Consider the following 24,760-nt stretch of genomic DNA (forward strand, 5'->3'; position numbering starts at 1 on the left):
TATAATGGCAAAACCTGATTATGAAATTCACTTTCTTCATTATTGCATTCTTCGTTATCGGCACTTTAAGTGTTCAGGCCCAAACCACTCAGGATACGCTTGATATCAAAAAAGTAGCACTGGCTTATATTGAGTCCCAGCATACGCCAAATCCCAAACAAATGGAAGATGCATTACATCCACGTGTAGTGAAAAGATCCGTGTTCAAAAATAAGAAAACGAAGAAAGATTATGTTTCTGAATATTCAGCGGAAAATCTGGTTATCCTTGCAGAAAGTTATAATACCGCAGGCGACAAATTTCCCAAAGCACCAAGGAAAGACCTTAAATTACTTGATGTATCTGCATTAACTGCTTCTGTTAAACTCATTGCCGACGAATGGTTTGACTACATGCACCTGGTTAAGACCAATGGAGAATGGAAGATCATCAATGTCCTTTGGCAGTATAATAAGATATCAGAGCACCAATAGCCGGTTCACTTTACCCACCAATTCGTCGAGGTCAAATGGTTTGGCTATATAATCGTCCGCTCCTGCAGCCTCGGCAATACTCTCTCCTTCCTTACTTGCGGAATACATAAGTACGGGGAGTTTAATAATGCTGTTGCTGTCCTTTATACTTTTTAAAACCTGATCTCCTGATAACACAGGCATCCAGATGTCTAAAATCAGTAGATCAGGTTGTTCTTTTTCAATTCTAGATATGGCATTCAGGCTATTGATTTCAGAGATGACAGAGAATCCCGCATCTTCCATAATCATTTCGATCAGGTCCAGTATTCCCCTGTCATCATCACATACCATTACTTTTTTAATACTCATAAGCCGCTTTTTTATCAAGATTTACCGGTAAAGTAAAACTGAATACCGATCCTTTTCCTGGTTCACTTTCTACCCAAAGTGTTCCTTTATGATTTTTTATAATCTGATCACAGATATAAAGGCCGATGCCCATACCCGGATAATTTTTCTGAATCTCTCCCACACGATAGAACCTTTCGAATACTTTTTTCAGATCATCCTCTTTAATTCCAAGTCCATAATCTCTGACCGAAAATTTAATAAAGCTACTCACCCGGGAGACGTGTATGTCTATTTCTTTAGAATCCGGTGAATATTTGATGGCATTACTGATCAGATTGGTAATTACCTGTACCAGATTGGATTCATCACCATAACATTGATTAATAGGTTGTCCTTTCACAATAATCCGATGTCCACGGGTTGCAGCTTGAATTCCTTCAATGGTTTCTCTAACCATTTTATCAAAGTCGAAATAATCCATGTGTAATTCAATATTTCCCGTTTGTATGCGGGAAACATCCATCAGTTCTTTCAACAACTGATTTAAGCGTGCTACATATCTTTCTGTTTTATCCACTACAGAACGGAATCTTTCCGAGGAATTTTCAGGCATTAAACGCTGCATCATCTGCACATAACCAACTACCGTAGTCAGAGGTGTTTTCAGCTCATGACTTGCAATGGAAAGAAAATCATCTTTACGCTGCTCAACCGCTCTTTTCTCAGTAATGTCTTCAATCGCCAATAAAATCCGGTCCTTAAACTGACCTTCCAGCTCTACCCTGTGTGCATTTAACAACATTAGTTTCCGGCCGATATGAGGAAATTCATGTTCCACTTCATAATCCAGTACAGGATTATTGGTAGGTAAGATCTCCTCCATCATTAACCTTAACTCCGGGATATCCCATTGCCCGTTTCCAAGGTCATACAACAGTTTTCCTTTTGTTTCATTGAGGGATACTTTAAACGTATTTAGAAAATGATGATTTGCACTTAGAATGGTATAATCTTTATCCATGACCAAGAGACTTTCACGGATTGTTTCCACAATACTGGAAAGGTACTCCTCGCTTTCTTTGAGCATCTTGGTCCTGTCGATGACCTTCTGCTCAGTTTCCTTGAAATTCATCTGCAGGGTCTGCTCGGCTTTTTTCCTTGAGGTCACATCGTTCTGTATGCCAATAAAATGGGTCACATTACCGGAAAGATCTTTAACCGCAGAAAGATAAAGCTGATTGTAGAACAACTGCCCGTCTTTAGTATAGTTCCTGATTTCCACCACGCAGTTTTCACCATTTCTTATCGCTTCGGCGATTTCAAAACGAGCCTCCTGGCTACGGTCCTTATTTTGTAAAAAGCGACAATTGTGACCAATGATCTCATCATGATCATAACCACACATCTTCTCAAAAGCTGCGTTACAATAGATGATGGGATTGTCCGGCAATAAATTATCGGTGATTACAATACCTGTGTTTGTAGCATCCAATACACTGGCAAGAATAGTCGGATCGAGAAAGCGTTTCTCTGATACGGATATATGATTTATGTTTTTCGTCTCCAAAGGCAAATATTTTTTTCCTTATCTAAACTCAAAAAATATATTGTTTGTTTGAAAATTTGAGTTTTTTTGTTAAAAAACAGGCTTTTTCAGCCAGGAATAAAGAAAAAAGTGCTAAAGACAGGGATAGTCTTTCCTACCGTTCGGGCTATTTGAAAAAAGTAATTACATTTATTTCGTGAAGTATAGAAAGAAGAAAAAGCCTGAACTGTTATTGCTTAATGATTCCAAATGGATCGCTCCGGTGTTGCTAATAATCAGCCTGATCTTTGTATATTTTATTCCAAAGGCAATTATGTACGCTGATTACAAAATAATTGGTATGCTTCCTTTCTTTGTTGGCTTGTTCCAGGGTTATAGGGAGAAAATAGAACTGGAGAAATTTGGGGTCTGGACTACATCCATTGTTGTGGACAGAAAGTATGTTAAAAATCGTCACAACCCGGGCGAATGGCTAATAAAATGCAGTTACCAGGCTACCCATCAATCTTATGAAACCGCTTATCATACAGATAGCAAACCAGCACATCCAGTTGGAAAAAAAATAAGAATAATCTACAGCAGTCAGTACCCTAAAATATATACGCTTGATTACGAATGGAAGAGATAAGTACTCAAGTCAAGACACTCCTTAACTTAAGTACTTTCCAGGCCACAAAAGATATTGGAGAAATCACCCTTCGCCAGATCGCTTTTATGGATAACAAAGTAAATCTCTCCGGCATCCCAGAATGAGAATCCGGTATGGTTATCTGAACCTACCCTTAATAAAACCATGTAATCCTCAGGTTTGCCCTTGAGTTTATTGGCAGCTTCGATCTGGGGCGAGCTGTGCTGTTTAAAAACATAACTGTTAATGCTATGCATTGGCTTAACATTTTGAGGCTCCAGACTTCGTCTGAATTTATCAATCAGATCCTTTCCCTTGAACTTGTTATAATAGTATTTTCATAAAGGGCAACGGTGATCATTCCATGGTCATCATCACCGTATTCGTATTCATGCTCCGCCCGGATACATTCCCACATGGTTTGCATATGTTCAAAGGGAGCAGGAATATTGATTTGAAAAGTTTTGGCGCTGATCGTTTTCATAATGACTGATTGGTTGATGTACACCAAAAATAGCCAATACGTGCTGGAATGAAGACATTTAACGGTCTACTTAGCGTCTACGATGCTCCGTTATTTTTTTCTTTTAATCCGGTCGAGCTCATTAACGCGAAGTACCGCGCCCCGGTCAAAATAGAAATCCGACATCACTTTCATGTTATTCTCGTCGGCAGTGATGTCATCTGTGGAGTTTAAAACAATCAAAAACCTGCCCAGGCTCATCATAGATCCATTGATACCATCTTCCCTGAACACCTTTAAGCCTTTTTCCATTTCATCCGGAGAACTGTATTCATATACCTCTACCGAAACTTCATCCAGGTTGTGGCCAGGCACCATAAAGAATTCCGAATATACCCCTTTAAGATGTACATTGTCCCGCCCCAGATTGTAACGTATTATCTCTGCAGGATCACGGTGAATCTTATTTTCATTTTCTTTATATGGTCTTGCATTTTTAAACTTTATCCCCTTTAACCTTAAATCTTCCAAAGTAGATTCTCTCCCCGCTTCTTTGGCGATTGTATCTGCCTGAGCAGACTTATCTACGCTATTTATGCATCCAACAGAAAACAGCGCCAAAGTCAGGGTGAGCAGATTCTTATTCATAAATCGGGGTTAGATTTTTGTTTTCCCAATATTAAGAAAAAAGCATGCTCAAATCAATAAAACTAAAGAAATAGGTTTGTCAAAAATTCACCATCCAGCTGACACCGAATTTATCGATGAACATTCCAAAACTTTCTGCCCAGAATGTTTTGCTTAAGGGCATGGTTACCGTACCTCCGGCAGAAAGTCCGTCAAATATACGCTGGGCTTCTTCTTTACTTTCCGGTGTGATGGTAATAGAAAAATTAGTCCCGTTCATAGGCGGCTCCATGTTGCCAGGCATATCACTTCCCATCAAAATAGTATGTTTTCCGATAGGCAGGGCAACGTGCATTATTTTATGACTTTCATCCGCCGGATACGGGCACTCGGTCTGGTGCTCGCCAAATCTCATGAGGGTAAGGAATTCTCCTCCAAAAACCGATTTATAAAAGTTAAATACTTCTTCGCAATTGTCTGCGAAGGATAAATAAGGACTTAATTCAGCCATGGCTTCCAAATTTTAGGTTTAATTACAATTGGTTATCTACCAGCTAAGTTAAGCTGCAAAAATCCAAACATAGCGGTGCAATTGCGACAACTAAAAGGGGAATCCGCGACTAATCAAGGTGACCCTCATTTACTCCTTTATAGTGAGCTCCTGAGCTGTAAGCGCGAAATAAAGGTTCTGTAGCTGATGAACATATTTCAGCTTATAATCCAGCATTGCAATTTCACCATCCATGGGCTGAAAGGTGTCGCTCAATACAAACTGATGGCCATTTTTCTTTTCCAGTACATACGTGGTTTCATCTCCTTCCTCGTACTCAAAATCAAAACGTTCAAAACCAAACTTAATCACCCACTCTTCCGTCAATATGATGGGCTCCATCATTCCGACAGAATCTATATCAGATCCATAAGGAATTTGTTCCGGATGTCCATGATCCAGTGTATAATTCCCAATTCTTAGTTCAGTCGCTTCCATAATCTGTAATTTGCCGCAAAACTACGATAAATCATTGTCTTATCTACCCCTCCACCTCATCGTTTGGTTCCCAAAGCTCAATAATGTTTCCTTCGGGATCGAGCACATGGACGAATTTACCATATTCAGAGTCCTGGATCTCATCAATAACGGTCACATGATCCTTTTTTAATTCATCTACCAGCGCAACGATATTTTCTACCCGGTAATTAATCATGAATTGTTTATCTGAGGGATTGAAATATTTGGTATCCTGAGGAAACGTGCACCATGCTGTTGTTCCTTTTTGCGAAGGATTATCCGCCTGACGCCACTCAAACGTTGCTCCGTAATCACTGGTAGCCAATCCAAGGTTTTTGGTATACCACTCATTCATACTCTTCGGATTATCACATTTAAAAAATACACCGCCAAGGCCTGTTACTTTTTTCATATTTATATATGGTAAGGTTAAAAATGGAATTTCCATTTATTTCCGGACATTAACAAATCTGTTTTTGGCAAGAAAATGATTACCTTGGATTTATTCATGAACGCCTGGTCACTTTTATTCATCGCTCTTTTATTAGCCTATGTGATCTATGGGATCGTTAAAACCATGCGTAATAAAAACCTCAGCCCTTTGCATAAACTTGTCTGGATAATTGTCATTGTTTCTATACCTCTTCTTGGCACTTCGGCTTATTTAAGATCCTCTTTTACACCAAGACGATTTTAGGGGCTTCTGACAAGAGTGGCAAGCATATAAAAACCCCTGGCTGAGTTCATCAACCAGGGTTTTTTTATAGTTCAGCGCTTTAAATTAAATTGGTTTTAAAGTAATGCTGGCAATTTCCGATAGCGACTTACCGCTAATTCCCGTTGCCTTTAATTCCAACCTCAAAGAGGCTGCACCTATGGCCTGCTGAGAAACTTCTATTACTCCCGCTTCCACTTCTTTAAATCCGGTACCGCTTGCGGCAGGAATGCTGTAGTTAAGCGTACTGTTCTCCAGGCTTAAGCTCAAGGCCCCTCCTGCATCTGCTGCTGCAAAATAATTCAGGATTACTTTATATTTTCCTGGTTTCTGAATTTTCAGGTCCCAATAGGCATAATCGTTCTTGCTGGTCCAGAAAGCAATCGTATTTGGCCGGTTTGGATCATGTGTTGATGCCCCTTTCAATTTAATCCCGCCAGTACCGGTTAGTTTCGCACTATTTGCAGTCAGCACAACACTTCCATCCTTCAGTGAACTCACCTTGTTGACCACCGCAACAGGCTCACCTTTTATCTCTGCCACAACCACCATTGGTTTCGGTCCGTCGAAATCAGCAGGCAATTGAATGGTTTTACCATTTGCAGAGGTTTTAACAGCAAGAACTTTCCCCTTACTTCCTAAGATATAAGCTTTGCTAATGGCGCTCGATAGCGGGACATCCAGCTGACCATTGGCTGGGGGATTAAATACTTCCAGGTATAATTTTCCAGGCTTTTGTGTTGCGTAGCCCCAATCCAATGCAGGAAAAGGGCTGGCAGTGGTTCCATAAACAGCCTCTCCATTCACTTTCATCCAGGTTCCGATTTCTTTCAGCAGCTTTACTGCAGGTTCAGGAATCTGTCCTTCTCCATCAGGTCCGATATTCAGTAAAAAATTTCCTCCTTTACTTACGGTTTCCAGAAACAGGTTCATCATCTTATCATAAGATTTCCAGTTCTGGTCATGGGCACTATAGCCATAACTCTCGTTCATCGTATGACTTACCTCCCAATCCATTCCAGGCAGACCTGCTGGCGGAACATATTTTTCAGGTGTACCGATATCGCCGTTTTTATTTTCCAGGCCATCCCAGAAGCGGTTGTTTACGATGGTACCTGGCTGCCATTTGATCAGGTCGGTCAGGATCCGTTTGGTGCCCCAGGCTTCCCCCTGATTGTTTTTTGCACTAAAGTCAAGCCATAACACATCCATCTTCCCATAATTCTGTGCCAGTTCTTTTATCTGATCATACAGATACGTCTTATACACCTCATGATTCGGTTTAGTCCCCGGTACACGTGGGTTATTACTGAATGTATGATAAGAATCCGGATGCTGCCAATCCAGCAAAGAATAATAGGCTCCGGTTTTTAAGCCCTCTTTTTTGAAAGCAGCTACCGTTTCTCCATATAAATCCCTCCCCTTTGGAGAGATGTTTGTCCCTCCCGTTACCGGATTGTTTAACGAGTAGGGTGTTTTACTGTTAAAGATACTGAAGCCCTCATGGTGTCTGGAGGTAATCACCATATACTTCATCCCTGCTTCCTTTGCCAGCGCCGCCCATACTTCCGGTTTAAATTTTGCTGCTGTAAATTTTGGCTTCAGCGTTTCACTATATTCTTTACTCGGAATATTAGCCCAGGTTTCAATCCATTCCGCATAATGCTGAGGATAGACTTTGCCCTTCCAGGAACCGCCCGCAGCACTATATAAGCCCCAGTGGATAAAAAGACCAAAACGGGCTTCTCTGAACCATTTCAGTCGCTGGTCCTTGCTTTCTGCCCAACCGGGCACTCCTTCGTAGGGCTTCGATTCCTGAGCGAACATTGGTGTCGCTGTGCTGAACAACAGGATAAAAGATAAAGTGATTTTTTTCATAGCCGGGCTAGATTCATTTCGTTGAAAAATAAATCTAAATGCTTTGTATGATATAATCTGGAATATGCTAAAATAATTGAATGTTATGTTAATAGCGTATAATCAATTTTACAGATCTGGAAAATAAGATTAAATAGTACCTTGCGGTCTTTCTATACTACATGGACGATAAGATACACCCCAATTATAAAATTGCAGCTTACTTAATTTTTGCCGCTATAGGCGTTGATTTAATTAACGGATTTATTCAAAAACAGAACAATCCGGCTTTCGACATTACTGTTCTTGCCGAAGTATCCCTCATGTTCCTGACTTTTGGATATTTTGCTTTCATTGGAAAAGAATGGATAAAATGGGTGCTGTTGCTCGCCACAATTCTTACCATATTTCCGGTAGTTGCCGCACTTAACCAACCAGCGAATAACCTAAACTTATTGTATGCTTCGCAATTCTTTTCCAGTTTGCTAAAGTTCAGCGCATTTACCCTGCTGTCTTTGGCCTCAATGAAAAAGTAACCCCAGCCCTGATGAGCGGGGATTCCCGATCAGGAATAGTTTTGGCAATCAGGCTTAACGTACAGAAGAAGAAGTAAAGGTCAAAAAAGGGGCTTTATCTATGGCGCTTTCTTTTTGTTGCTGACCGTAGGCAATCGCTTTTCCGGACACCTGTTTCCATGCTCCCCTTTTGTTAGTACCCTGGTCATCGGTTGGTTGCATTTCCAGGTAATAAATTCCCTCTTTGCTGACCAGTCCATAGACACCCGCCCGGTTTAAGGGGATGATGGTATAGTGTTTCCCATCTGAGAGTGTCAGGTTGCCGATATTCCCCTTAAATTTCAATTTCCCTGTTCCATCCAGGGTTTTATCTTTTGATAAGGTACTGGTCATAACTTTAGTTTCAAAATCTGGTATAGTATGCGGAACCTGATCATCCATAAACAGCTCCGCAAATAAATGGGCCGTTTCTTCTATAGAACTCGGCCAGGACGCATTTACCATGATTGAAACGGCAACTTCCTGATCCGGAAACATACAAACTACTGTCCTTGCTCCTTCCATTCCCCCTGCATGTTCTATTACATTTCGTCCAAATACATCCTTGCTAAACCTCCAGCCGATCCCGATCTGCTGTTCTTCTCCGGAAGAGAGGTGTTGATGGCTGAACATTTGTCCGGTAACCGCTGATTTTAAAAAACCATTTGCATACGCAAATGTCAGCTTCAAAAGATCAGATGGTGTGCTGATTAGTCCTCCTCCGGCCCATTTGTAACTTACATCTTCCGGATTGGACTCTTCGAGAAGTGTATCATCTTTAAAATCATAAAGTCTGGCCAGATGAGTATAGTGCTGATGCTTTCTCAGGTCAGGACCAGTATTGTTCATGTTTAAAGGCTTAAACAATTCTTTGTTCAGGTAATCCAGGTAATTCATACCCGAAGCCTTTTCCATTACGGCCGACAATAGTGTGAATCCATGTGTAGAATAGCTGTATTTTGTTCCGGGAGGACTTATCAATTTCTGATGTAAAAATACTTTCAATGCCTCTTCGGTTGACTGGTAGAAACGATTTTCAATTTTATCGTCATCAGCATAATGAGGCATACCAGACAGGTGTCCGGCTAATTGTAGCGGAGTAATCTGTTGATATTCCTGAGGTAAAGCAGGCAGATATTTTCCAATACCTGCTTTCAGGTCCAGCTGACCATCCTGTATCATTTTACCAAGTGCCGTTGCAGTAATAACTTTAGCAACGGAGGCCGTTCTGAATTGTGTTTCCGGACTAACCCGAATCTTATTTGCTAAATCGGCATAACCAAAACCTTCAGCATAAACGATCTTGCCCTTTTTACTTACGGCAATCGAAAGCCCCGGAATCTTAGAAAGCTCCAGCAGTTTTTCTGCCATGATTCCAGTCTGTGTAACCGGATCATTAATACACTGCATAACCACCATTTGATCCTGGAAAGAACGATCGTAACTGGACTGGGCAGCTCCGGTTATTAAAACAGATAATACAACAAAAATTAAGGTTAGTTTTTTCATGGCTTTTATCATTTACGCTAAAGTAAATGCAGAAACGATTGCAAAAAAAGAAGTCGTTAGTCAGTTTGATTTTGCCTATAGAAAAGCATAATTAAGAGACAGATCCATTCCATACACTTTTTTAGCTTGTTGGTCTGCTTTTTTCAAGGGCCCGTCGCCAGATCAGATTAATCATCAGAATCGGATTGCAATAGGAGTTAATAAAAAAACTCAATATTTTTCAGCTTATAATCAACAGGTTAGAAATAAATCTGCAATTATTTAAACAAAAAACGTGTCTGATGGCTATAATTTAAATATTAATGATACTTTTGCACCTCTTCAAAACAACGAAGAAGATTCCGTAGCTCAGCTGGTAGAGCATTACACTTTTAATGTAGTGGTCCTGGGTTCGAATCCCAGCGGGATCACCAGACAATGCTAAAAAGCGCACTTTAAGTGCGCTTTTTCTGTTTGTGATGGTTTTATGCCATTATATAAAAAAAAGGATCCAAGACAATTCAATGTAATTCAAGAAAAATGTTAACCATTCTATTAACCAATTATGTTCCATAAATTGGGTTAACGATTTTCTAGACTTTAGTGCGAACGCTAGAACCGATTTTAGAAAACACAACTAAAAAACATCAGTACAGCACTTAGTGCCCCCTTAACAAATAATTGATATACAAGTTATACTCCTCTAAGGTTTAATATGCAATAAGTTTTTAAATACAAATTCTAGAACCGCATCCCTGTTTCCAAGTATGTCCTCAACAGAGTTTGATACCTGATAATCAGGAATAGCTCCTCTTTTCTTAATATTTGGGTTTATTGCATGCTCGGTATGTAAAAGAGGTATTGTTATGGCTGTTTCAGTATGGCCGCCCAATATTGATATTATTTGTACCCCATTACTAATGCCAGCATATCCGGACGTTTCACTTCCGACCATAATAGCATTCGTATACTCTTTGAAAAGTCCTGCGGCCGTACCAGCCGCAGAAACCATTCCGCCATTAATCAACACCACCAACTTCCCGTTAAAATGATATTCTTCGATTGGATCAAATTTATTCAATTCACGCAAGGCATCAGTTTTCGTCACCTTAAAAGTACCATCCATTTGCTTAGCAAGGCCATAGTCTTCATCTAATCTAAGTTTAACCCCGGTTGTTTTCAAAAAATATTCATCATTCCCCAATGTAGTTACTTCTTTAGCCGGGATTACGGGCTTATCAATAAAGTACTGAAGTAAATAAGCGGCATTTGCTCCCTTACCACCACTATTATCTCTTAAGTCGATGATTAGGTTTTTAATCTTATTGGCAGAAATTTCCTGGAAACATTTTTTATAATAATCGGGAAAAATATTTTCGGGTTCATTGAAACTGTCTTTAAAAAATTGATTGATCTTGAGAATTGCATAGTTTCCTTGCCTGTTAACCTCAAAATTGAAAGCATCTGTCGCTGGGATTGAAGATGGATAACGCTTAGCTTTGAGTTCTATATAGTTTTGTCCGGATACCGGCTCTACCTGTGCGGTTAGTATTTGCTTAGATTTATAGTCCCGGTAGGAAATATTGTAAGACGATCTTCCTCCAAAAATCTGCGGATATAGTTTACCAAATAGCGTAAAGTAAGACACTCCCAGTTTATGTAGTGTAGGAGATTCGCTTATGCCGTCGGAAGAAAAATATTTCAAAGTTTCAGATAAAATCTCATTGCTTAAATGACCGTCTATTGCCAGAATTTCAGAGCCTTCCGGGATTTGCAGATTACTCAGGTTGTTTACTATAAAAATGCGCTCACCTGTAACGTAAACCTGAAAGGGTAGCCATTTTTGATTAGCAATAATATCGCCCAAATGGTTAAAAGCCTTTACACTTGTATGGTCATCATGAATACTAGCAATCATTTTGAGTACAACTTTGTAAAAATCTGCTGCCTGCATAGGTTTGGAAGTTTCCAATATCAATTTGTCTACCACTTCCTCAAATTTCTCCGGGGATTGATTTGTATAAAGTCCCGGATGTGTTTTGATAAGTGCATTTTTAAATTTATTGAGATCAGCCTGCATATCTTCAGGCTGATAGACTATCGGTTGTTGTGCAATTCCCGAGACAGGTGTAAAGTTATCCTTGTTAAACAAAGATATATCACCGCCCTGGTTCACTGTCATTTCACCGTTGGAAGTATCAAATAACAACTCTATACCAGCCTTATAATACATGAATTGATCTTTGGCACCGGCTTCCAGCGGAAATGCACTCTGTCCAGTTGCCTGGGCTATTAATGTCGTATCATTTTTGCTGATGGTTATTTTGAGTGAAGATTTTTTGCTGCTGTAAATGCCTAGGTAGCTATCTATGGGTAGCATCTTGATGGTTTGTGCCGCTACGCCAAAGGTAAATTTGATAAAGATTGATAAGAGTATAAAGATTTTTTTCATGATGAGGGCTTTCCTATAAGACGAATATAATATAAAAGGCAACACTTTTAACAAACTTTCCGGATGGCCTTTAAACGCTGAAAATTGAACCAAGTTCATATCACAGCGGGCTCACAGAGAACAGTATCAAAAGAAAAAACCCTGCAAATCAAACAATTGCAGGGTTTTTTCTTTTATGGGAACCTTTATATGCAATAAATCGCATATAAAAGTTCCCATGGTCTTTCCTTAAAATATTGGTCTATATAATAACTACATGAAATAGATGAAGTTTTTTTCATGTAGTTAATTTTCTATCAGTTAATTATTAAATATTAGGGGTCGTGTTCATTTTAATTCCGTGCCATTGACCATTTCTTTTAACTATCCCATACATAAGCACTTTGAATTCCTGTGGTTTTTTTAAAGCTCCTGGATTGGTACTCGGATTCACATCACCATTCGAATCTATTGTAAAACCGATTTGAAATCCCCAATCATAGGTTTTCTGAACATCGTCGGCATTATATTGGTGCTCATAAGAGGTCTTTTTAACTAATAACTTTCCTAAAGGCACAGCATTGTAAGAATAAGTAATATTGTTATCAGGTTTGGACTGCCCTAAAGATGATGCGAAATTTCCAACATTTTTCATTACATGGTCCCAGAACAGTTTATCCAGTTTACTATATGCCAATGCTTTATCACCAGCCTGTAAAGCAGAATACAGACCTTGATCTATCAATGAATTATTAGAAGAAAAAGGCAGGATATCAGAAATGTAGTAATTATCTTTAAAGATTCTCGGGTATCCCTGTGTGCTGAAGCCTGTCATGGTATAAATTCCCGGGTAATATGAGCTCTGTGTCCAGAATACGTTGGCATCAAACATATATCTATTGTTATTATTATATATAGTGGTTATTCTGTTATTTCCGGGTGCTGGGTTAAAAGAACCAGAATAATCATAATAGAATGTAGCTCCCACAACGCCAAGCCTTATCTCATCAACATTTTCTTTCCTCCATAGACCGGTCCACCCCCTATATTGGTGTTTTACCTTTACGCCTAGATTGTATACAAGGTAATAATTATAGTTATACGCCTTAGCTTTAACCCTGCGCCTGCTTTCATATTTATTAGTACACATATCATTGTCCCCAAACAAACTCTGAAGCCATGTGTGGTAAGTACTACAATTCGGCAAAGAATTTATATAATTTGCCATTTGCACATTGGGATCAGTCACAGGAGGAGCACCTGAACTCCCGCCACCACTATATGGAGGTGTGCCCGTTCCCGACCCCGGGTAATAATATATTCCTCCATCAGAGTCCGCAAGGCTCATAGTAAGTGGAATGCGCGCAGAAACATAATTCGTTTGAACTGCCTCTTCAGTCTTATATAGCATATTGTCTGCTATTTTTTCTTTTTCCATATACCTAAGCAAAGATTCATAATTCTCTTTGTTAACTTTAAATAATCCCACGTCCGTATATTTATAAATGTCTCCTCCGATCTGTATTTCTCCATCACTGTTTAATAGCCCTGCATAAATGTCATCTCCGACAATCTCCTGCAGGTTATCAATGTCATCGATCATTTGTTCAATATTTTCCAGTCTAACAGAGGCGTTTTTACTGGACATGAACCTCCTATTTTCCTTTAAAGCCCCTATCCGGCTAACAGTTTTATCATAGATATTTTTTTCATTCGACTCGGTCACTACGGGACGCAGCGATGCTATTCCCGTTGCATCGATATAGGACGCTATTGTCTCTTCATCTGCTTCCTTCAGTTCGTCAAAAAGGGTCTGCAGCTCTTCCTTGCTGGCAAAATACAATCGGCCATCAATAACATTTTTGGAAGCCATCCGGCTTAAATACAAATGCTTTTTCGAGAGAGTTTCGTTTGCAGGTTCTGAAAGATCTTTTTCTTTACACGAATACATCAAAAGTACACCCACCATTGATAGTAATAGCAATTTCTTTTTCATGTTTACTTGAGTTAGTTAATCAATAATTTCAATTGCATAAATATAATTTTTTTTTAAATACAATAAAATAGAAATATCTAATGTTAGTGAATTTGAAAAATTGGATTTTCATACAGACAGGCAATGCGTCTATCTATCCCCTTGATCTTATGAAAATAGGATTTGTGTAGATGATCCATCAGGAGAACACTGAAGAAAAAACGGTACAACCTTTTTGCAGGTTAAAATTATTATCCTGATCAACTGGTAATTCCTCCTTTCTTATTACGTCCATTAAAAGAGTAGATCAAGCCTTCCTGGATGATTTCGACTATTATTTAAGATAAAAAATGTGAGAATAATTATGTGGTTAAGAACGTCAAGAATTTAAGAAAGATTCTACGGATTGGCTTGAAGAATGACTGGGTGGAAAAAGATCATTTTCTGGCTATAAAGGCAAAACCAAGAATGTTGACCGTTATTAAGAGGATCTGGATCGTACAAATTAATTCTATAACCATCACAGGATCTTTCTCCGCATCGTAGCTCCATTTATGCAAAAGAGCATTATCATCCCAAATATAGCAAGTCGTTTTCTTTGAACAAATTGGTTAGCCGTTCAGTGTTTTTAATATAACTTTTTATCGGAAAATTTAAAATCCTGTATTTTCGGTAAAGGTCTGATTAAAACTGTTTTTTTTCTTTTATTTAATATTTTTTTTGAGCCTGATAGCTCATCAGTCTCAGTTCGAAGACCCGAAATTAAATTAAAATTAGTTTCTGTAAATATTGTATTTTCATCAATATACCCTTTGGTTGCGTTGTTAGTTAACTTTTTAACCTTTATTAATTCAAAATTGCCATTACGATATTTGAAATCATAAGTAATATTCCCCCCTTCAATTTCACTCCACATCGTTAGAATCCCTTTTTCAATAAAAAAACTCGGAATTTGGTATCCATTAAATTTCCCCTGGTTTTCCACAGGATATTGTGGTTCAATTATTTTGGTCGAAGATACAGCTAAAGTTAATTTTTTACCATTTGGTTGAGATAGGAAAATCTGTAATTTTAGCGGCCTTGTTTCATTTACTGTATCCATTTTCACCGTTATTCTGTCCATTTTACCATCATTGTTTAAGTCGCCCTCTTCTTCTCTTACTTGGTAAGTATAATTGTCTTTACTTTTAATATTTTGAGCGAATAAATTCATTTGGACTGTGACCAAAATGAATATAAAGTATAAGCAAATGTTTTTCATAGTTTGAGGTTCATTTATTTCGATTTTTCGAAACGGACGTCTACCCCGTGAATATACGCAACTTATATTTATAATTATATGCCAACCAGAACCATGACTTACCAGTCCCACTACCCCATTATTTTCATATATCGTCCTTGTAACCATCTTGCTGATATTGAAAAGCCTGGGTAATAAGCATTAACTAAAATCACTTTTAACCTATTTTAACAGATTCATGCCATCTATATGAATAAAAAAGAGATAACTTAGTTATCAAACTTAATGCAATAAAATGAAAATAACGCTCTTTGTATTTCTGATGCTTCTATGTCAAAAAAGCTTTTCACAACACCATACATACACGTTCAATACTAGTAAGTTTTACAGTGAAGCTGATATAAAGAAGTCTTTTGAATCGACTAAAAAGTCATTGGGATCAAGTTATATCGTCGTACCAGTAATCTATCATAAGCTAGCTAAAAATGATACGGTTGTCAATTATGTTAGATTTGAGATCAGTAAGAACGGCTCAGGACGGGAAACACCTGATTTCAAATTAGTCTACAAACAAGATTCTACTTTCCTACTCTTAGGTAAAAAGCTTCCTGATTTCAGATTAAAGGAATTGTCTGGAATTGAAATTTCGCTAGACCAGCTTTTAGGAAAACCTACCCTTATAAATTTTTGGGCAACCTATTGCGGGCCCTGCATAGCAGAAATGCCCCAGTTAAGCAGGCTAAAAGAAAAATATAAGGATAAAATGAACTTTATATCTATTACTGAAAACAACGCTATAACTGACAAGTTGAAAGACTTTTTAAAGGATAAAGATTTTAATTTCGACGTTTTGGAAAGCGCTGAAGCCTATAAGAGAGCTCTTAAAATAGAAGCAATTCCCAAAAACCTTTTTCTCGATAAGAATGGGGTGCTAAAATACATAGAGGGAAACTATCCGATAGGTAATGGGTCGACTCCTGTGGACATCGATGATGAAAGGAATGCATTCACTAAAATTATTAAGGAACTTATTGCGAACTAATCATCTTAGACTTCATACCATTTAAATACAGATATCCGGACGGGGTTCGAATCCCAGCAGATGCTTTGTAGATGCCTGTTATTAGGAAAGAGCCCTCATCAGATAGCACCTTTGCAATAAACATATCAAAATGAGAACAATTAAATTTTTAACGACATCAATATTATTGGTTACTGCCTTGGCATTCGTTGGCGCCTGTAAAAAAAAGTAATCCTAAGGATGACCAAAATAAAGCGGTTGAAATGATGCAACAAAAAATCCTGGGTCGTTGGAATTTGATAAAATTCATAGAAGAAACAAAAAAAGGGAACGAACCAGCCGAAGTGATTGAAAACAAGCCTGAAGATATTTACTTCGAGTTTTTTGCCAATGGCAAGGTAAAAACGAATGCTGAGGGCGAAGAAGAGCTCTCCTATTCAGTTAAGGCCGACAACACCTTAATATTAAATGGTTTCCCTCAAACCATAACAGCGCTTACAGGTAGTAGATTTACCTTCGGCAATACCGCAAGCGAGGCAGGTACAGTTTACAAGCAAACCTATGTTTTAACCCGTTAAAGAAGTCAGTATTTGAAAATTAAAAAGATCACATCATGAGCATCTACAAAAGAATATAACGATGAAAGAATTTATCCAAAATCACCCTGGTGAAAAAGACGCCAGTCCAAGGTATAATCCCCAGGATGGTAATTCAGTTACTGCGGGATGGGCTTATTTCGTCCTGGCCTGCGTACCCGTAATCATTACCTATGCCGTACTCAACAGGCTTAAAGAAATTAATAAAATAGAAACCTGGATGCACTATGCAGGCGTTCTGCTTGCATTGGCTTTCGGGGCCTTTCTAGGTAGTTTTTTTATCCGGAAAATAACCCGCAAAAGAATATCGGAACAAAAAAGGTACTATAAACTTTATGGCGCGAACTGGCTGCCTAAAGAAAAACAGGAAGCCCTTCAATTAGATGCACCCGATGCCTACCCGCTTGGCGAGTGGCTGGAAACGTTGGAATACTGGCCTTGCGAGGCAAGAGGCGCAAAACCGGAAGATTTTAAAACCTTTTTGGTTACGACCAAAGAAGAGCGTCTTATAAGTAACGACGAAAGCTGGGGTGTACTGACGGAACGATCCTATCATGAAACAATTGACAAGCTTTTTAATGGTATGCACAGCAGGCTTTTTGCTGCTGATAAAACATTGATGCAGGCCGATACTAAACAAAAAATGATTAACCGGATAGCAGAACTTACGCAACTGCCCGAAAGTTATGTGCAAAGTTGCTGGCAACCGAAGGATAACAGGCCACCACAATTGCTCTGGGGCTTCGACCTTAACCGGGTGATAGAATTATCTCGCACCTCATTTATGGCAGGATTGATTTCCGAAGAAACCGCCTGGGAAAATATATAAAAAACATCCTGCTTTGCCCATGCACTATTTGATAGTCTGGACGATTTCTACACTAATTTCAGGCTGGGTCACGCTTATTGGAGTAACGATTTTAAGCTCAGCAGCGAAAAGCTGAAAGGACATAAAACATACCATAACAACTGCGACTGATAATGAGGCTTAAATCCTATTTATCAGATTATGCTATAATACACTATTTTTCTAATCCGTAATAGGCTATAGCCTCCTGCTTAAGCGGACTGGTAGCCCAGTCCTCCCAGACATTTGCGTAAGGATCATAGCCACATTTTAATGGTTTTGAGTACCGGTCCTGAGGCTGCTCTACATAGGCCCGGCAATCGGTACAAACATGCCTGAACTCGCAGTCTTTGCAAACAGCAATACGGTCCTTATTCAGCAGCCAGTTTTTCTTAAACTCCGGATTTGCCAATACGTCTGCCAACCGGGTCTGGCTTATATGACCGAAACTCTCGGGCATGGAGGGGCAATTTTTAATATATCCATCCTTATTTATGGATAACTTACGGTTTAAGCAGGTATTGTGCTTTTGGCTTTCTGTAAACAGGTCTATGTTTGTCCTGAAATAACCAGGATCAATAACCCCGCATTGTAAGCAGGATGCGATCACTTCTTTCTTGTATAAGATGGAAACAGAGTTTTTTAATAATTTAATGGTCTTTTCCTGCGGGGAAGAATGTACAACAATAGAATTGATGCGCAGGTTGTTTTCTATTAAATTCTTAAAAAGTTTTTCTGTACACCAATTATTCCATTTCAAGAAAATCCTGATGGTTCCGACTATACTCTTACTGAAGTGATTTAAAAATTGTGTTAATTTTTCGCTGCTGATCGCCTCATAACATCTGATTTCAATAGCTTCTAAGTTTAGGTTTACCAACTCCTCAATAAAACAAGAATCATTTGCCATTTCCGGCGACAACTCCACGATTACATTGGTAATGTCAGCGTAGGCGTCCCATTGTAAAGGAAGAGGAACCAATTCGTCCATGATACGGGTATCCATAAAGCCCATATCGTTCTTTAAAACAAAATCCACATAGGATTTAATGACACCTTTGTTACCATAACCATAGGCATCATAACATTCCTCAACCGAATGGGATTTCAAATAATCCAGCACATCTGCCATGTCATTCGGAACGTGGTAATACTTCCTGAGCTGTAAATCACAGATCAGGGACATATTCTTTCCTCTAACCAATGGACAATTCGCAAACATATTTAAATATCCCATACATTATAATTTTGAAATTGGTTTATAATAATTTACGATACGATAACCTTTTGAATTGATTCTATCTGCTTCATCCATTTTTAACAGACCCTGGTCTGATAAACTCAATTCCTTATCTAAAAAATAAATGGCTAAGGGCAGTCCTTCCATTTTTGCTAACTTCTTTACAAATCTGTTTTTCATCAGAATATTATTGTTTTTCATCGGTTATGAGGCGATCATAAGTCCTCTGCACTCTTTTCTTTAAAGACCAGGGCCATTTCGCGTTCCAGATAATAATTACAAGGATGAGATACCATACCAAACTGGCCTTCGGGATTGATCTCCAGAAATATATAGTCTCCCCCGGGTGTAAGTATCAAATCGATAGAGCCTGTGTTAAATGATAAATCTTTCATTAAGGCATCAAGCTTTATTTCTATTTCTTTAGGCAGCTGATAAGGTACAGTTCTATTGGGGCGTACGAAATCATAGTTTCTAAAATCCACTTCTGTATTGTTATTATTTTGAGAATAAATAACCATGGAATAAAATTTTCCAAATAAATAGAATGCTCTTATTTCCATTTTTTTTGCTATACATTCCTGAATCAGAGAAGGAAAGAAACGAACTGGTACGTAGTGAATATTTCGCTCATGAATTACCTTGGTTAACATCTTAAAATGTGTATTTCCTTCACCCTCCAGAAAAATAAGTTCGCTCAACGGCTTAACGATGATTTGCGAATGATCACGAAGGATCCTGGCTACTGCAGCTCTGGTGGTAACCACTTCTGTAAATGGAACATTTAAATTGTGTTTAGCGGCTAACTGTAATACATGTAGCTTGTTTATTCCGTTTAGACTAAATGGATCATTAACCCACTTTTTCAATTCTATTCTATGATATAGATAAGTGTAAACAGCTTTAAACTCATCGGCTAAGAATTTCTTTAAGGCAAACTCATTATTATAATGCTGCGCCTTAAAACTATAATTTACATGTGGAAAACTGGAAATACGCCTCCTGTACCATACCAAACTGTAGTCTGTATTCTGTGGCATATCGTTTAGGCTATCCAGGTCAAACAAATCTTCGCCATTATAGCGCACAAACGGGATGCGATAATAAATTAGCCATTTACACAGAAGATCTGTTGAGGATTCCAACTTGGCCTGACTTAAAATTAAAACTTTACTCATTCTACCCAAAATCCATATTCGTTTAAAATTTATACTATTGATAAAGCATTGAAACAAAAAGCTTCACAAAAGATTAAAAACCTACTTGTGAAGCTTTTGCACTAGCAATAGACTTTAAACGTTAGTCTGGTGTGTGATCACAGATGAAGTGTCCGGTTCGAACAACAGCTGTTGGTTCATGGATATACGTACTTCCACCACCACCGTCAGACGTTTCCAAATCATAAGGACCTGCTAGTCTTCCACCCTGGATTTTTTCAAGTCCTTCAACTTTTTTTTCATTTAGTTTTTCTAACTTTTTCATAGTTTTTTTTTTAAAAAAATGATTTAACTAATTAGAAGCGAGAATAGCTCATCTATCTCTTTCTATTCCAAAATTTGGCATAAAAAATAAACCACTCAAATGCTAGTCTACATACGCAGCTCTGCAACCCATATTTGCAAACCTTGAGCAGATATTCGTAATGAAGCCAGGAGGATCAGTTATTTCAATACCGTATCATAAATTTCATTCAATAGGTTTTGTCTCATTTTTGAGTTCCTTTGGTTTAGAAGTATGATAATACCCCAGTTTTTTGCCCTATTGTAACATATAATTGAGGATTGTCCCATTGAATCTCCTGATTTCATATAGATTGTATTTTTATCATCCGTCACAATGTTTGTCCCTAATCCCATTTCTCTATTTTCATGTTTATAGAAGATTTTTTCCGTAATGATGGCCGCTTTCCCTATTGCAGTTTCTTTATTTAAAACTGCTTTTAAAAACGCAACCATATCAGCAGCATCGGATTTAACTAATCCGGCTGCTGCTGTAACATTCCATTTCATGAATTCCTGAACTCCACCATTGGGATTATGGCCAATTGTCCTGTTTTTTACCTCAAAATCTTTTGTTAAAGTATTTTTCATACGTAAGGGTTCAATTATTTTGCCTCTGAGGATTTCATCGTAACTCTTGCCATACACTTTTTCTAAAATTTGTCCGAGTAAAGTATACCCAATCGTAGAATAACGATATTTACCATAATCTATCAGGTCAGTACAATTATTGATTATCGTGGTCAATGTTTTTTCAGTTACACTACTTATAGGTTGTTGCGGATCCAGTTCGATTAACTTTCCAAAATCTATATCAGGCAAACCAGATTGATGAGATGCCAGGTCTGAAATTTTTATTTTGTTTTTAAGGTTTTCATGTAGCACATAAGCTTTGGGAAGAAGGTCGTCGATATCCTCATCAATTTTTATTTTATGATCAATAACCGCTTGTGCGATTAGATTTGAAGTTAAAATTTTAGTAATCGATGCGATTTCGAATATGGACTTTTTATTGATTTTAGTTTGACTTCCCGGATTCAAATCACCATAGGCTGTGTAGTATTCAACATTACTTTTGATAAAACCAACGCTGATACCTACGTCAGGATTTTTCATATAACTATCCTTGATTATTGAATCAATCTTTTTGGAGATATCTTGTCCAAAAGAACAGTTGCTGATTAATAATAGCGCCGCTAGAAATTTTAATGAGGTTTTCATTGTACCGTATTTTATGTTAAAAATTATTTAGGTACAAATATGTAGAAGAGCTCAAAGCTATACGACCGAATAAAAATAGTCGTACGCATTTGTTTCGAAAAATACGTACGAGTAGTTAAAGAGACAAGTACGAATAATTACAAGGGATTGTTTTACAAATCCTTACGATAAGAAGTTGGTGTTTTACCTGTGTGTTTTTTAAAAGCCGTATTAAAGGAAGATTTTGAATTAAATCCTACGTCGTATAGGATTTCCAAGACAGTTACCTTATTTTTTGTAACATCTTTTAAGATATCCATAGCACGCTCTATACGATAGGTATTGACGAAATCATAAAAATGCTGCTCCTGTTTATGGTTAATTAAAATAGATAAGTCCCGGACAGGAATTTTAATTTCCCTGGAGATATCCTGAATTGTTAAGGAAGGATTGAGAAATGGCTTTTCCTCATTCATATACTTCTTCAATTTCAATAACTCTTCATTGTACTCGTTTTCACTTACGGCTGACTGCTCCCTGTTTTGCTCTTCGGAAATGATATTCCTTACCAGTTTTAATTTGGAATCAATATTTCTAAATAGTTCCGGGTGATTTAATGCTTTATATAAATACCAACAAATGCTAACCAGCGTAAATAACAAAAGTCCAACTTTTAACCATTCAGAAATGCCAGGATATTCAGTAAACTTAAAGATGTTTTTTAGTAGCGCGATAACATAAAAGATGGATAGCGCCAGCGTAAACTGAAATAACCAATGAAGTGATTCCATACTTGCCCCTGCATAATTTTCAAGATATATTTTCCTTGCTTTTCTTAGTATCATAAAAGCTGCAATGAGGTATAATACAATTTGAATATGCATCAAAATATGATTGAGCTGTATTTCCGGCCTGGTACTGCTTTTTTCAAGAAAACTAATTTTAGCGGCCAGGTTAACGGCATAAAAACGCGGCAGCAAGGTTAAATTGGCTACTAAAAAAGTAGCTGTATGAATTAAGTGTACTGGTTTTAGTTTAAAATCAGCATAGCAGACAGATAAAACATATAAATAAAAAGCTGGAAGTTGTAAGAAAAAGAAAGAGCTTATAAAAATTCTTGCATTCAAAGGAATTTCAAGCAGGGAACCCTGACCTCCGACAATATCAATTGCGGTTAAGACCAGAAAAAAAGCAAAAAGACGATTACTTAACTTATGTTCAGTTTTGACTGTAATCAAAAAAAATGATAGAAATAACGAAATGAACATGGTAACTACAGCGATTGTAGCTAGTAAATTAATTTTATCCATTAATTATTTCTCAATGTTTGTTTTCAGGAAAGTTTCTTTTTTGCTTGCGGGTAAGGGTTCACAGCACAGGCGGCGAATTTAACTAATTTTTATAATTATTACTCCAATTTCCGCAGGCACCAGGTGGTCATTGACCGCAAATTCTGAACATTGGTTGTCTTGATCGGCTCATGTAGGGTTGCGCCCAGCTCTTTGGTAAACCGGAGTAACATCTCCTGATTGACCAGAAAACGCTCAGATTCATCCGGCAGAATATATCTTCCGTCTCCGATTGATCTGACCAGATTCTCTATACCAATATCCGATGCCAGACGGCAAAACAGATAGCCTCCGGGACGGATCACCCGCCACATCGAGTTCAACATTTCTTCGAAATGCCCGGCATTACTGGCAAAATGGAGTACGGCACTGCTAATTACCAGATCAAACTTTTCATCGTTAAATGGCAGATTTTCCACAAGACCGGTTCTGAAATTTTCTTCCGAGGAACTATCAGAAAATGGAGCAGCCATCTGTTTAATCCGGGCAATGTTGTCTGCAGATGAATCGACACCATAAACCTGGTATCCGGATCGCAAAAAATAACCGGCATTCCTCCCCTGCCCGCATCCTGCGTCCAGGACGGACCGACAGTCATCATATGTTCCTTTTAATAACTGATCAAATAAATAGATGTCGATATTACCAAACAGATGGCGCAGCTCTTCTTTCATAAAGTTTGTGTTTTCATATCACTGTTCCTAAAACATTTTACAGGGTTCCAATCCCGTTCAATCAGGAAGCAGTATGGCAACAAATGTAGCGTAATTTGCCCGTTTCACTTACCTTATTTCATTGCGTAGTTGATGTAGCCACCATCTGCTAATAACTCTGTTCCTGTAATAAAACTTGCGGCGTCAGAAGCGAGGAACAACACCGCATTTGCAATTTCATCAGGGTTACCCAATCTTTGCAGCGCTGTAGCAGCGGCTAAATGTCCTTTTGCTTCCGCAGGCACCGCGTTATCTAATCCAGGTGTTGCAACGGGTCCGGGACTAATAATGTTTACGCGAATTTTTCTTTCCGCCAATTCGTTTGCCGCAATCTGGGCAATTTTATTTAACGCTCCTTTGGTAGAAGAATATACACTGGTTCCCAGATTTGAAGCTGTTGCTACCGTTGAAGAGGTGAACAATACCGCTGCTCCATTTGCCATATGGGGAAGCAATTTTTGCAAAGTGAAGAAATGACCTTTTACATTGGTATTGAATTGTGCATCAAAGTCTGCTTCAGTAACTTGTTCAATTGGCGCAAATACCGCTATCCCTGCATTCAGAAAAAGAACATCCAATTTACTTCCGCTTTCTGCAACTGCTTCTTCCAATACCTCAATCTCAGGCAATTTAGAAGTGTCAGAAATTACAGTCTTCAATTTTGGGCTGTTGATCTCTATAGCGGCCTTTTCCAGATTACCTGCATTTCTACCTGTAATCCAAACATTTGCTCCTGCCCCGATAAACGCTTTTGCAGTTGCTAATCCTATACCTGTGGTTCCGCCTGTAATGACGACGTTTTTATTTTTAAAATCCATGTTTAAAGTTTTTAATTATTTATACTGCAAAGTTAGAATAGCTAATTTATTTTAGTTACTTTGTAACGAAAAGTAACAGTAACATTCGGGTAACCAAGTAACTTATGACTGACGACGTGTGTCAAAAAGGACATAAAA

28 protein-coding genes and 1 tRNA gene are annotated in these 24,760 nt (G+C 38.2%); 8 read left to right on the top strand and 21 right to left on the bottom strand.

The genetic code is table 11. From position 1 onward, the window contains the following. The first annotated feature begins 20 nt into the window (after positions 1-20). Entirely contained in the window at positions 21-473 is a 453-nt protein-coding gene (locus tag BFS30_RS25360; protein WP_069381860.1) for a nuclear transport factor 2 family protein, read from the top strand. Here BFS30_RS25360 and BFS30_RS25365 read toward each other — a convergent pair. Both BFS30_RS25365 and BFS30_RS25370 read right to left on the bottom strand, forming a co-directional pair. Beyond that, positions 459-824, bottom strand: a complete 366-nt coding sequence (locus BFS30_RS25365; RefSeq protein ID WP_069381861.1) for a response regulator transcription factor — start codon at positions 822-824, stop codon at positions 459-461. The genes BFS30_RS25360 and BFS30_RS25365 overlap by 15 nt on opposite strands. Further along, complete coding sequence (locus tag BFS30_RS25370) at positions 814-2,373, bottom strand: sensor histidine kinase (RefSeq protein WP_237028659.1); 1,560 nt, start codon at positions 2,371-2,373, stop codon at positions 814-816. The genes BFS30_RS25365 and BFS30_RS25370 overlap by 11 nt, the downstream gene beginning before the upstream one ends. 175 nt (positions 2,374-2,548) lie before the next feature. Here BFS30_RS25370 and BFS30_RS25375 point away from each other — a divergent pair, with 175 nt between their 5' ends. After that, positions 2,549-2,980, top strand: a complete 432-nt coding sequence (locus tag BFS30_RS25375; protein ID WP_069381862.1) for a hypothetical protein — start codon at positions 2,549-2,551, stop codon at positions 2,978-2,980. A gap of 26 nt (positions 2,981-3,006) precedes the next feature. Here the strand turns inward: BFS30_RS25375 and BFS30_RS25380 are convergent, their stop codons facing one another. From BFS30_RS25380 to BFS30_RS25405, 6 genes are all read right to left on the bottom strand, one after another. After that, positions 3,007-3,237: a DUF1963 domain-containing protein gene (locus BFS30_RS25380; protein ID WP_069381863.1), complete on the bottom strand. Its 231-nt coding sequence runs from the start codon at positions 3,235-3,237 to the stop codon at positions 3,007-3,009. Positions 3,238-3,281: 44 nt separating this feature from the next. Continuing rightward, positions 3,282-3,464 carry a hypothetical protein gene (locus BFS30_RS25385; RefSeq protein ID WP_069381864.1) on the bottom strand — a complete coding sequence of 61 codons (183 nt, stop codon included), beginning with the start codon at positions 3,462-3,464 and terminating at the stop codon, positions 3,282-3,284. A gap of 90 nt (positions 3,465-3,554) precedes the next feature. Beyond that, entirely contained in the window at positions 3,555-4,091 is a 537-nt protein-coding gene (locus tag BFS30_RS25390; RefSeq protein ID WP_069381865.1) for a hypothetical protein, read from the bottom strand. A gap of 79 nt (positions 4,092-4,170) precedes the next feature. After that, positions 4,171-4,581 (bottom strand): VOC family protein, encoded by a 411-nt coding sequence (locus tag BFS30_RS25395; RefSeq protein WP_069381866.1) that lies wholly within the window; start codon positions 4,579-4,581, stop codon positions 4,171-4,173. Between the two features lie 129 nt (positions 4,582-4,710). Next, entirely contained in the window at positions 4,711-5,058 is a 348-nt protein-coding gene (locus tag BFS30_RS25400; protein ID WP_069381867.1) for a hypothetical protein, read from the bottom strand. A 43-nt stretch (positions 5,059-5,101) separates the two neighbouring features. Then, on the bottom strand, positions 5,102-5,491 hold the full coding sequence (locus tag BFS30_RS25405) for a VOC family protein (protein WP_069382668.1): 390 nt from the start codon (positions 5,489-5,491) through the stop codon (positions 5,102-5,104). A gap of 96 nt (positions 5,492-5,587) precedes the next feature. On the opposite strand from BFS30_RS25405, the gene BFS30_RS28265 reads away from it, so the two are divergent. Continuing rightward, positions 5,588-5,776 (top strand): PLDc N-terminal domain-containing protein, encoded by a 189-nt coding sequence (locus BFS30_RS28265; protein ID WP_167353201.1) that lies wholly within the window; start codon positions 5,588-5,590, stop codon positions 5,774-5,776. An 84-nt stretch (positions 5,777-5,860) separates the two neighbouring features. On the opposite strand, the gene BFS30_RS25410 is transcribed toward BFS30_RS28265, so the two are convergent. Next, positions 5,861-7,672: an alpha-L-fucosidase gene (locus BFS30_RS25410; protein WP_069381868.1), complete on the bottom strand. Its 1,812-nt coding sequence runs from the start codon at positions 7,670-7,672 to the stop codon at positions 5,861-5,863. Positions 7,673-7,833: 161 nt separating this feature from the next. Here BFS30_RS25410 and BFS30_RS25415 point away from each other — a divergent pair, with 161 nt between their 5' ends. Beyond that, positions 7,834-8,187 carry a hypothetical protein gene (locus tag BFS30_RS25415; protein ID WP_069381869.1) on the top strand — a complete coding sequence of 118 codons (354 nt, stop codon included), beginning with the start codon at positions 7,834-7,836 and terminating at the stop codon, positions 8,185-8,187. A gap of 54 nt (positions 8,188-8,241) precedes the next feature. Here BFS30_RS25415 and BFS30_RS25420 read toward each other — a convergent pair whose 3' ends face one another. Continuing rightward, positions 8,242-9,714 (bottom strand): serine hydrolase domain-containing protein, encoded by a 1,473-nt coding sequence (locus BFS30_RS25420; protein ID WP_167353202.1) that lies wholly within the window; start codon positions 9,712-9,714, stop codon positions 8,242-8,244. 337 nt (positions 9,715-10,051) lie between these two features. On the opposite strand from BFS30_RS25420, the gene BFS30_RS25425 reads away from it, so the two are divergent. Beyond that, positions 10,052-10,127: transfer RNA gene (locus BFS30_RS25425), tRNA-Lys, on the top strand. A gap of 269 nt (positions 10,128-10,396) precedes the next feature. On the opposite strand, the gene BFS30_RS25430 is transcribed toward BFS30_RS25425, so the two are convergent. From BFS30_RS25430 to BFS30_RS25440, 3 genes are all read right to left on the bottom strand, one after another. Continuing rightward, a complete protein-coding gene (locus tag BFS30_RS25430) occupies positions 10,397-12,145 on the bottom strand; it encodes a S41 family peptidase (protein WP_167353203.1) in 1,749 nt (582 codons plus the stop codon). 307 nt (positions 12,146-12,452) lie between these two features. Continuing rightward, the gene (locus tag BFS30_RS25435) at positions 12,453-14,120 is read right to left on the bottom strand and encodes a hypothetical protein (protein ID WP_157263054.1); all 1,668 of its coding nucleotides are present in this window, start codon (positions 14,118-14,120) and stop codon (positions 12,453-12,455) included. A gap of 607 nt (positions 14,121-14,727) precedes the next feature. Further along, positions 14,728-15,312: a hypothetical protein gene (locus BFS30_RS25440; protein WP_069381873.1), complete on the bottom strand. Its 585-nt coding sequence runs from the start codon at positions 15,310-15,312 to the stop codon at positions 14,728-14,730. 322 nt (positions 15,313-15,634) lie between these two features. Here BFS30_RS25440 and BFS30_RS25445 point away from each other — a divergent pair, with 322 nt between their 5' ends. The 3 genes from BFS30_RS25445 (at position 15,635) to BFS30_RS25455 (ending at position 17,785) form a co-directional block, all read left to right on the top strand. Then, the gene (locus BFS30_RS25445) at positions 15,635-16,381 is read left to right on the top strand and encodes a TlpA family protein disulfide reductase (RefSeq protein ID WP_083252238.1); all 747 of its coding nucleotides are present in this window, start codon (positions 15,635-15,637) and stop codon (positions 16,379-16,381) included. Positions 16,382-16,623: 242 nt separating this feature from the next. Then, the gene (locus BFS30_RS25450; RefSeq protein WP_157263055.1) at positions 16,624-16,938 is read left to right on the top strand and encodes a hypothetical protein; all 315 of its coding nucleotides are present in this window, start codon (positions 16,624-16,626) and stop codon (positions 16,936-16,938) included. 61 nt (positions 16,939-16,999) lie between these two features. Continuing rightward, positions 17,000-17,785, top strand: a complete 786-nt coding sequence (locus tag BFS30_RS25455) for a DUF1266 domain-containing protein (RefSeq protein WP_069381876.1) — start codon at positions 17,000-17,002, stop codon at positions 17,783-17,785. Between the two features lie 193 nt (positions 17,786-17,978). Here BFS30_RS25455 and gwsS read toward each other — a convergent pair whose 3' ends face one another. From gwsS to BFS30_RS25495, 8 genes are all read right to left on the bottom strand, one after another. Continuing rightward, on the bottom strand, positions 17,979-19,040 hold the full coding sequence (gwsS, locus tag BFS30_RS25460) for a grasp-with-spasm system SPASM domain peptide maturase (RefSeq protein WP_083252239.1): 1,062 nt from the start codon (positions 19,038-19,040) through the stop codon (positions 17,979-17,981). Between the two features lie 3 nt (positions 19,041-19,043). Continuing rightward, entirely contained in the window at positions 19,044-19,223 is a 180-nt protein-coding gene (locus tag BFS30_RS25465) for a hypothetical protein (protein WP_157263056.1), read from the bottom strand. A 35-nt stretch (positions 19,224-19,258) separates the two neighbouring features. Further along, positions 19,259-20,221 carry a grasp-with-spasm system ATP-grasp peptide maturase gene (gwsG, locus tag BFS30_RS25470; protein WP_069381879.1) on the bottom strand — a complete coding sequence of 321 codons (963 nt, stop codon included), beginning with the start codon at positions 20,219-20,221 and terminating at the stop codon, positions 19,259-19,261. 121 nt (positions 20,222-20,342) lie between these two features. After that, positions 20,343-20,525 carry a hypothetical protein gene (locus BFS30_RS25475; protein WP_069381880.1) on the bottom strand — a complete coding sequence of 61 codons (183 nt, stop codon included), beginning with the start codon at positions 20,523-20,525 and terminating at the stop codon, positions 20,343-20,345. Positions 20,526-20,704: 179 nt separating this feature from the next. After that, the gene (locus tag BFS30_RS25480) at positions 20,705-21,763 is read right to left on the bottom strand and encodes a serine hydrolase domain-containing protein (RefSeq protein WP_069381881.1); all 1,059 of its coding nucleotides are present in this window, start codon (positions 21,761-21,763) and stop codon (positions 20,705-20,707) included. A gap of 152 nt (positions 21,764-21,915) precedes the next feature. Continuing rightward, the gene (locus tag BFS30_RS25485; RefSeq protein ID WP_069381882.1) at positions 21,916-23,052 is read right to left on the bottom strand and encodes a helix-turn-helix domain-containing protein; all 1,137 of its coding nucleotides are present in this window, start codon (positions 23,050-23,052) and stop codon (positions 21,916-21,918) included. A gap of 98 nt (positions 23,053-23,150) precedes the next feature. Beyond that, positions 23,151-23,765 carry a class I SAM-dependent methyltransferase gene (locus BFS30_RS25490; protein WP_069381883.1) on the bottom strand — a complete coding sequence of 205 codons (615 nt, stop codon included), beginning with the start codon at positions 23,763-23,765 and terminating at the stop codon, positions 23,151-23,153. Positions 23,766-23,878: 113 nt separating this feature from the next. Then, positions 23,879-24,622: an SDR family oxidoreductase gene (locus BFS30_RS25495; RefSeq protein WP_069381884.1), complete on the bottom strand. Its 744-nt coding sequence runs from the start codon at positions 24,620-24,622 to the stop codon at positions 23,879-23,881. Positions 24,623-24,760: the final 138 nt, after the last annotated feature.

The sequence above is a fragment of the Pedobacter steynii genome, from assembly GCF_001721645.1.
GTDB lineage: Bacteria > Bacteroidota > Bacteroidia > Sphingobacteriales > Sphingobacteriaceae > Pedobacter > Pedobacter steynii_A.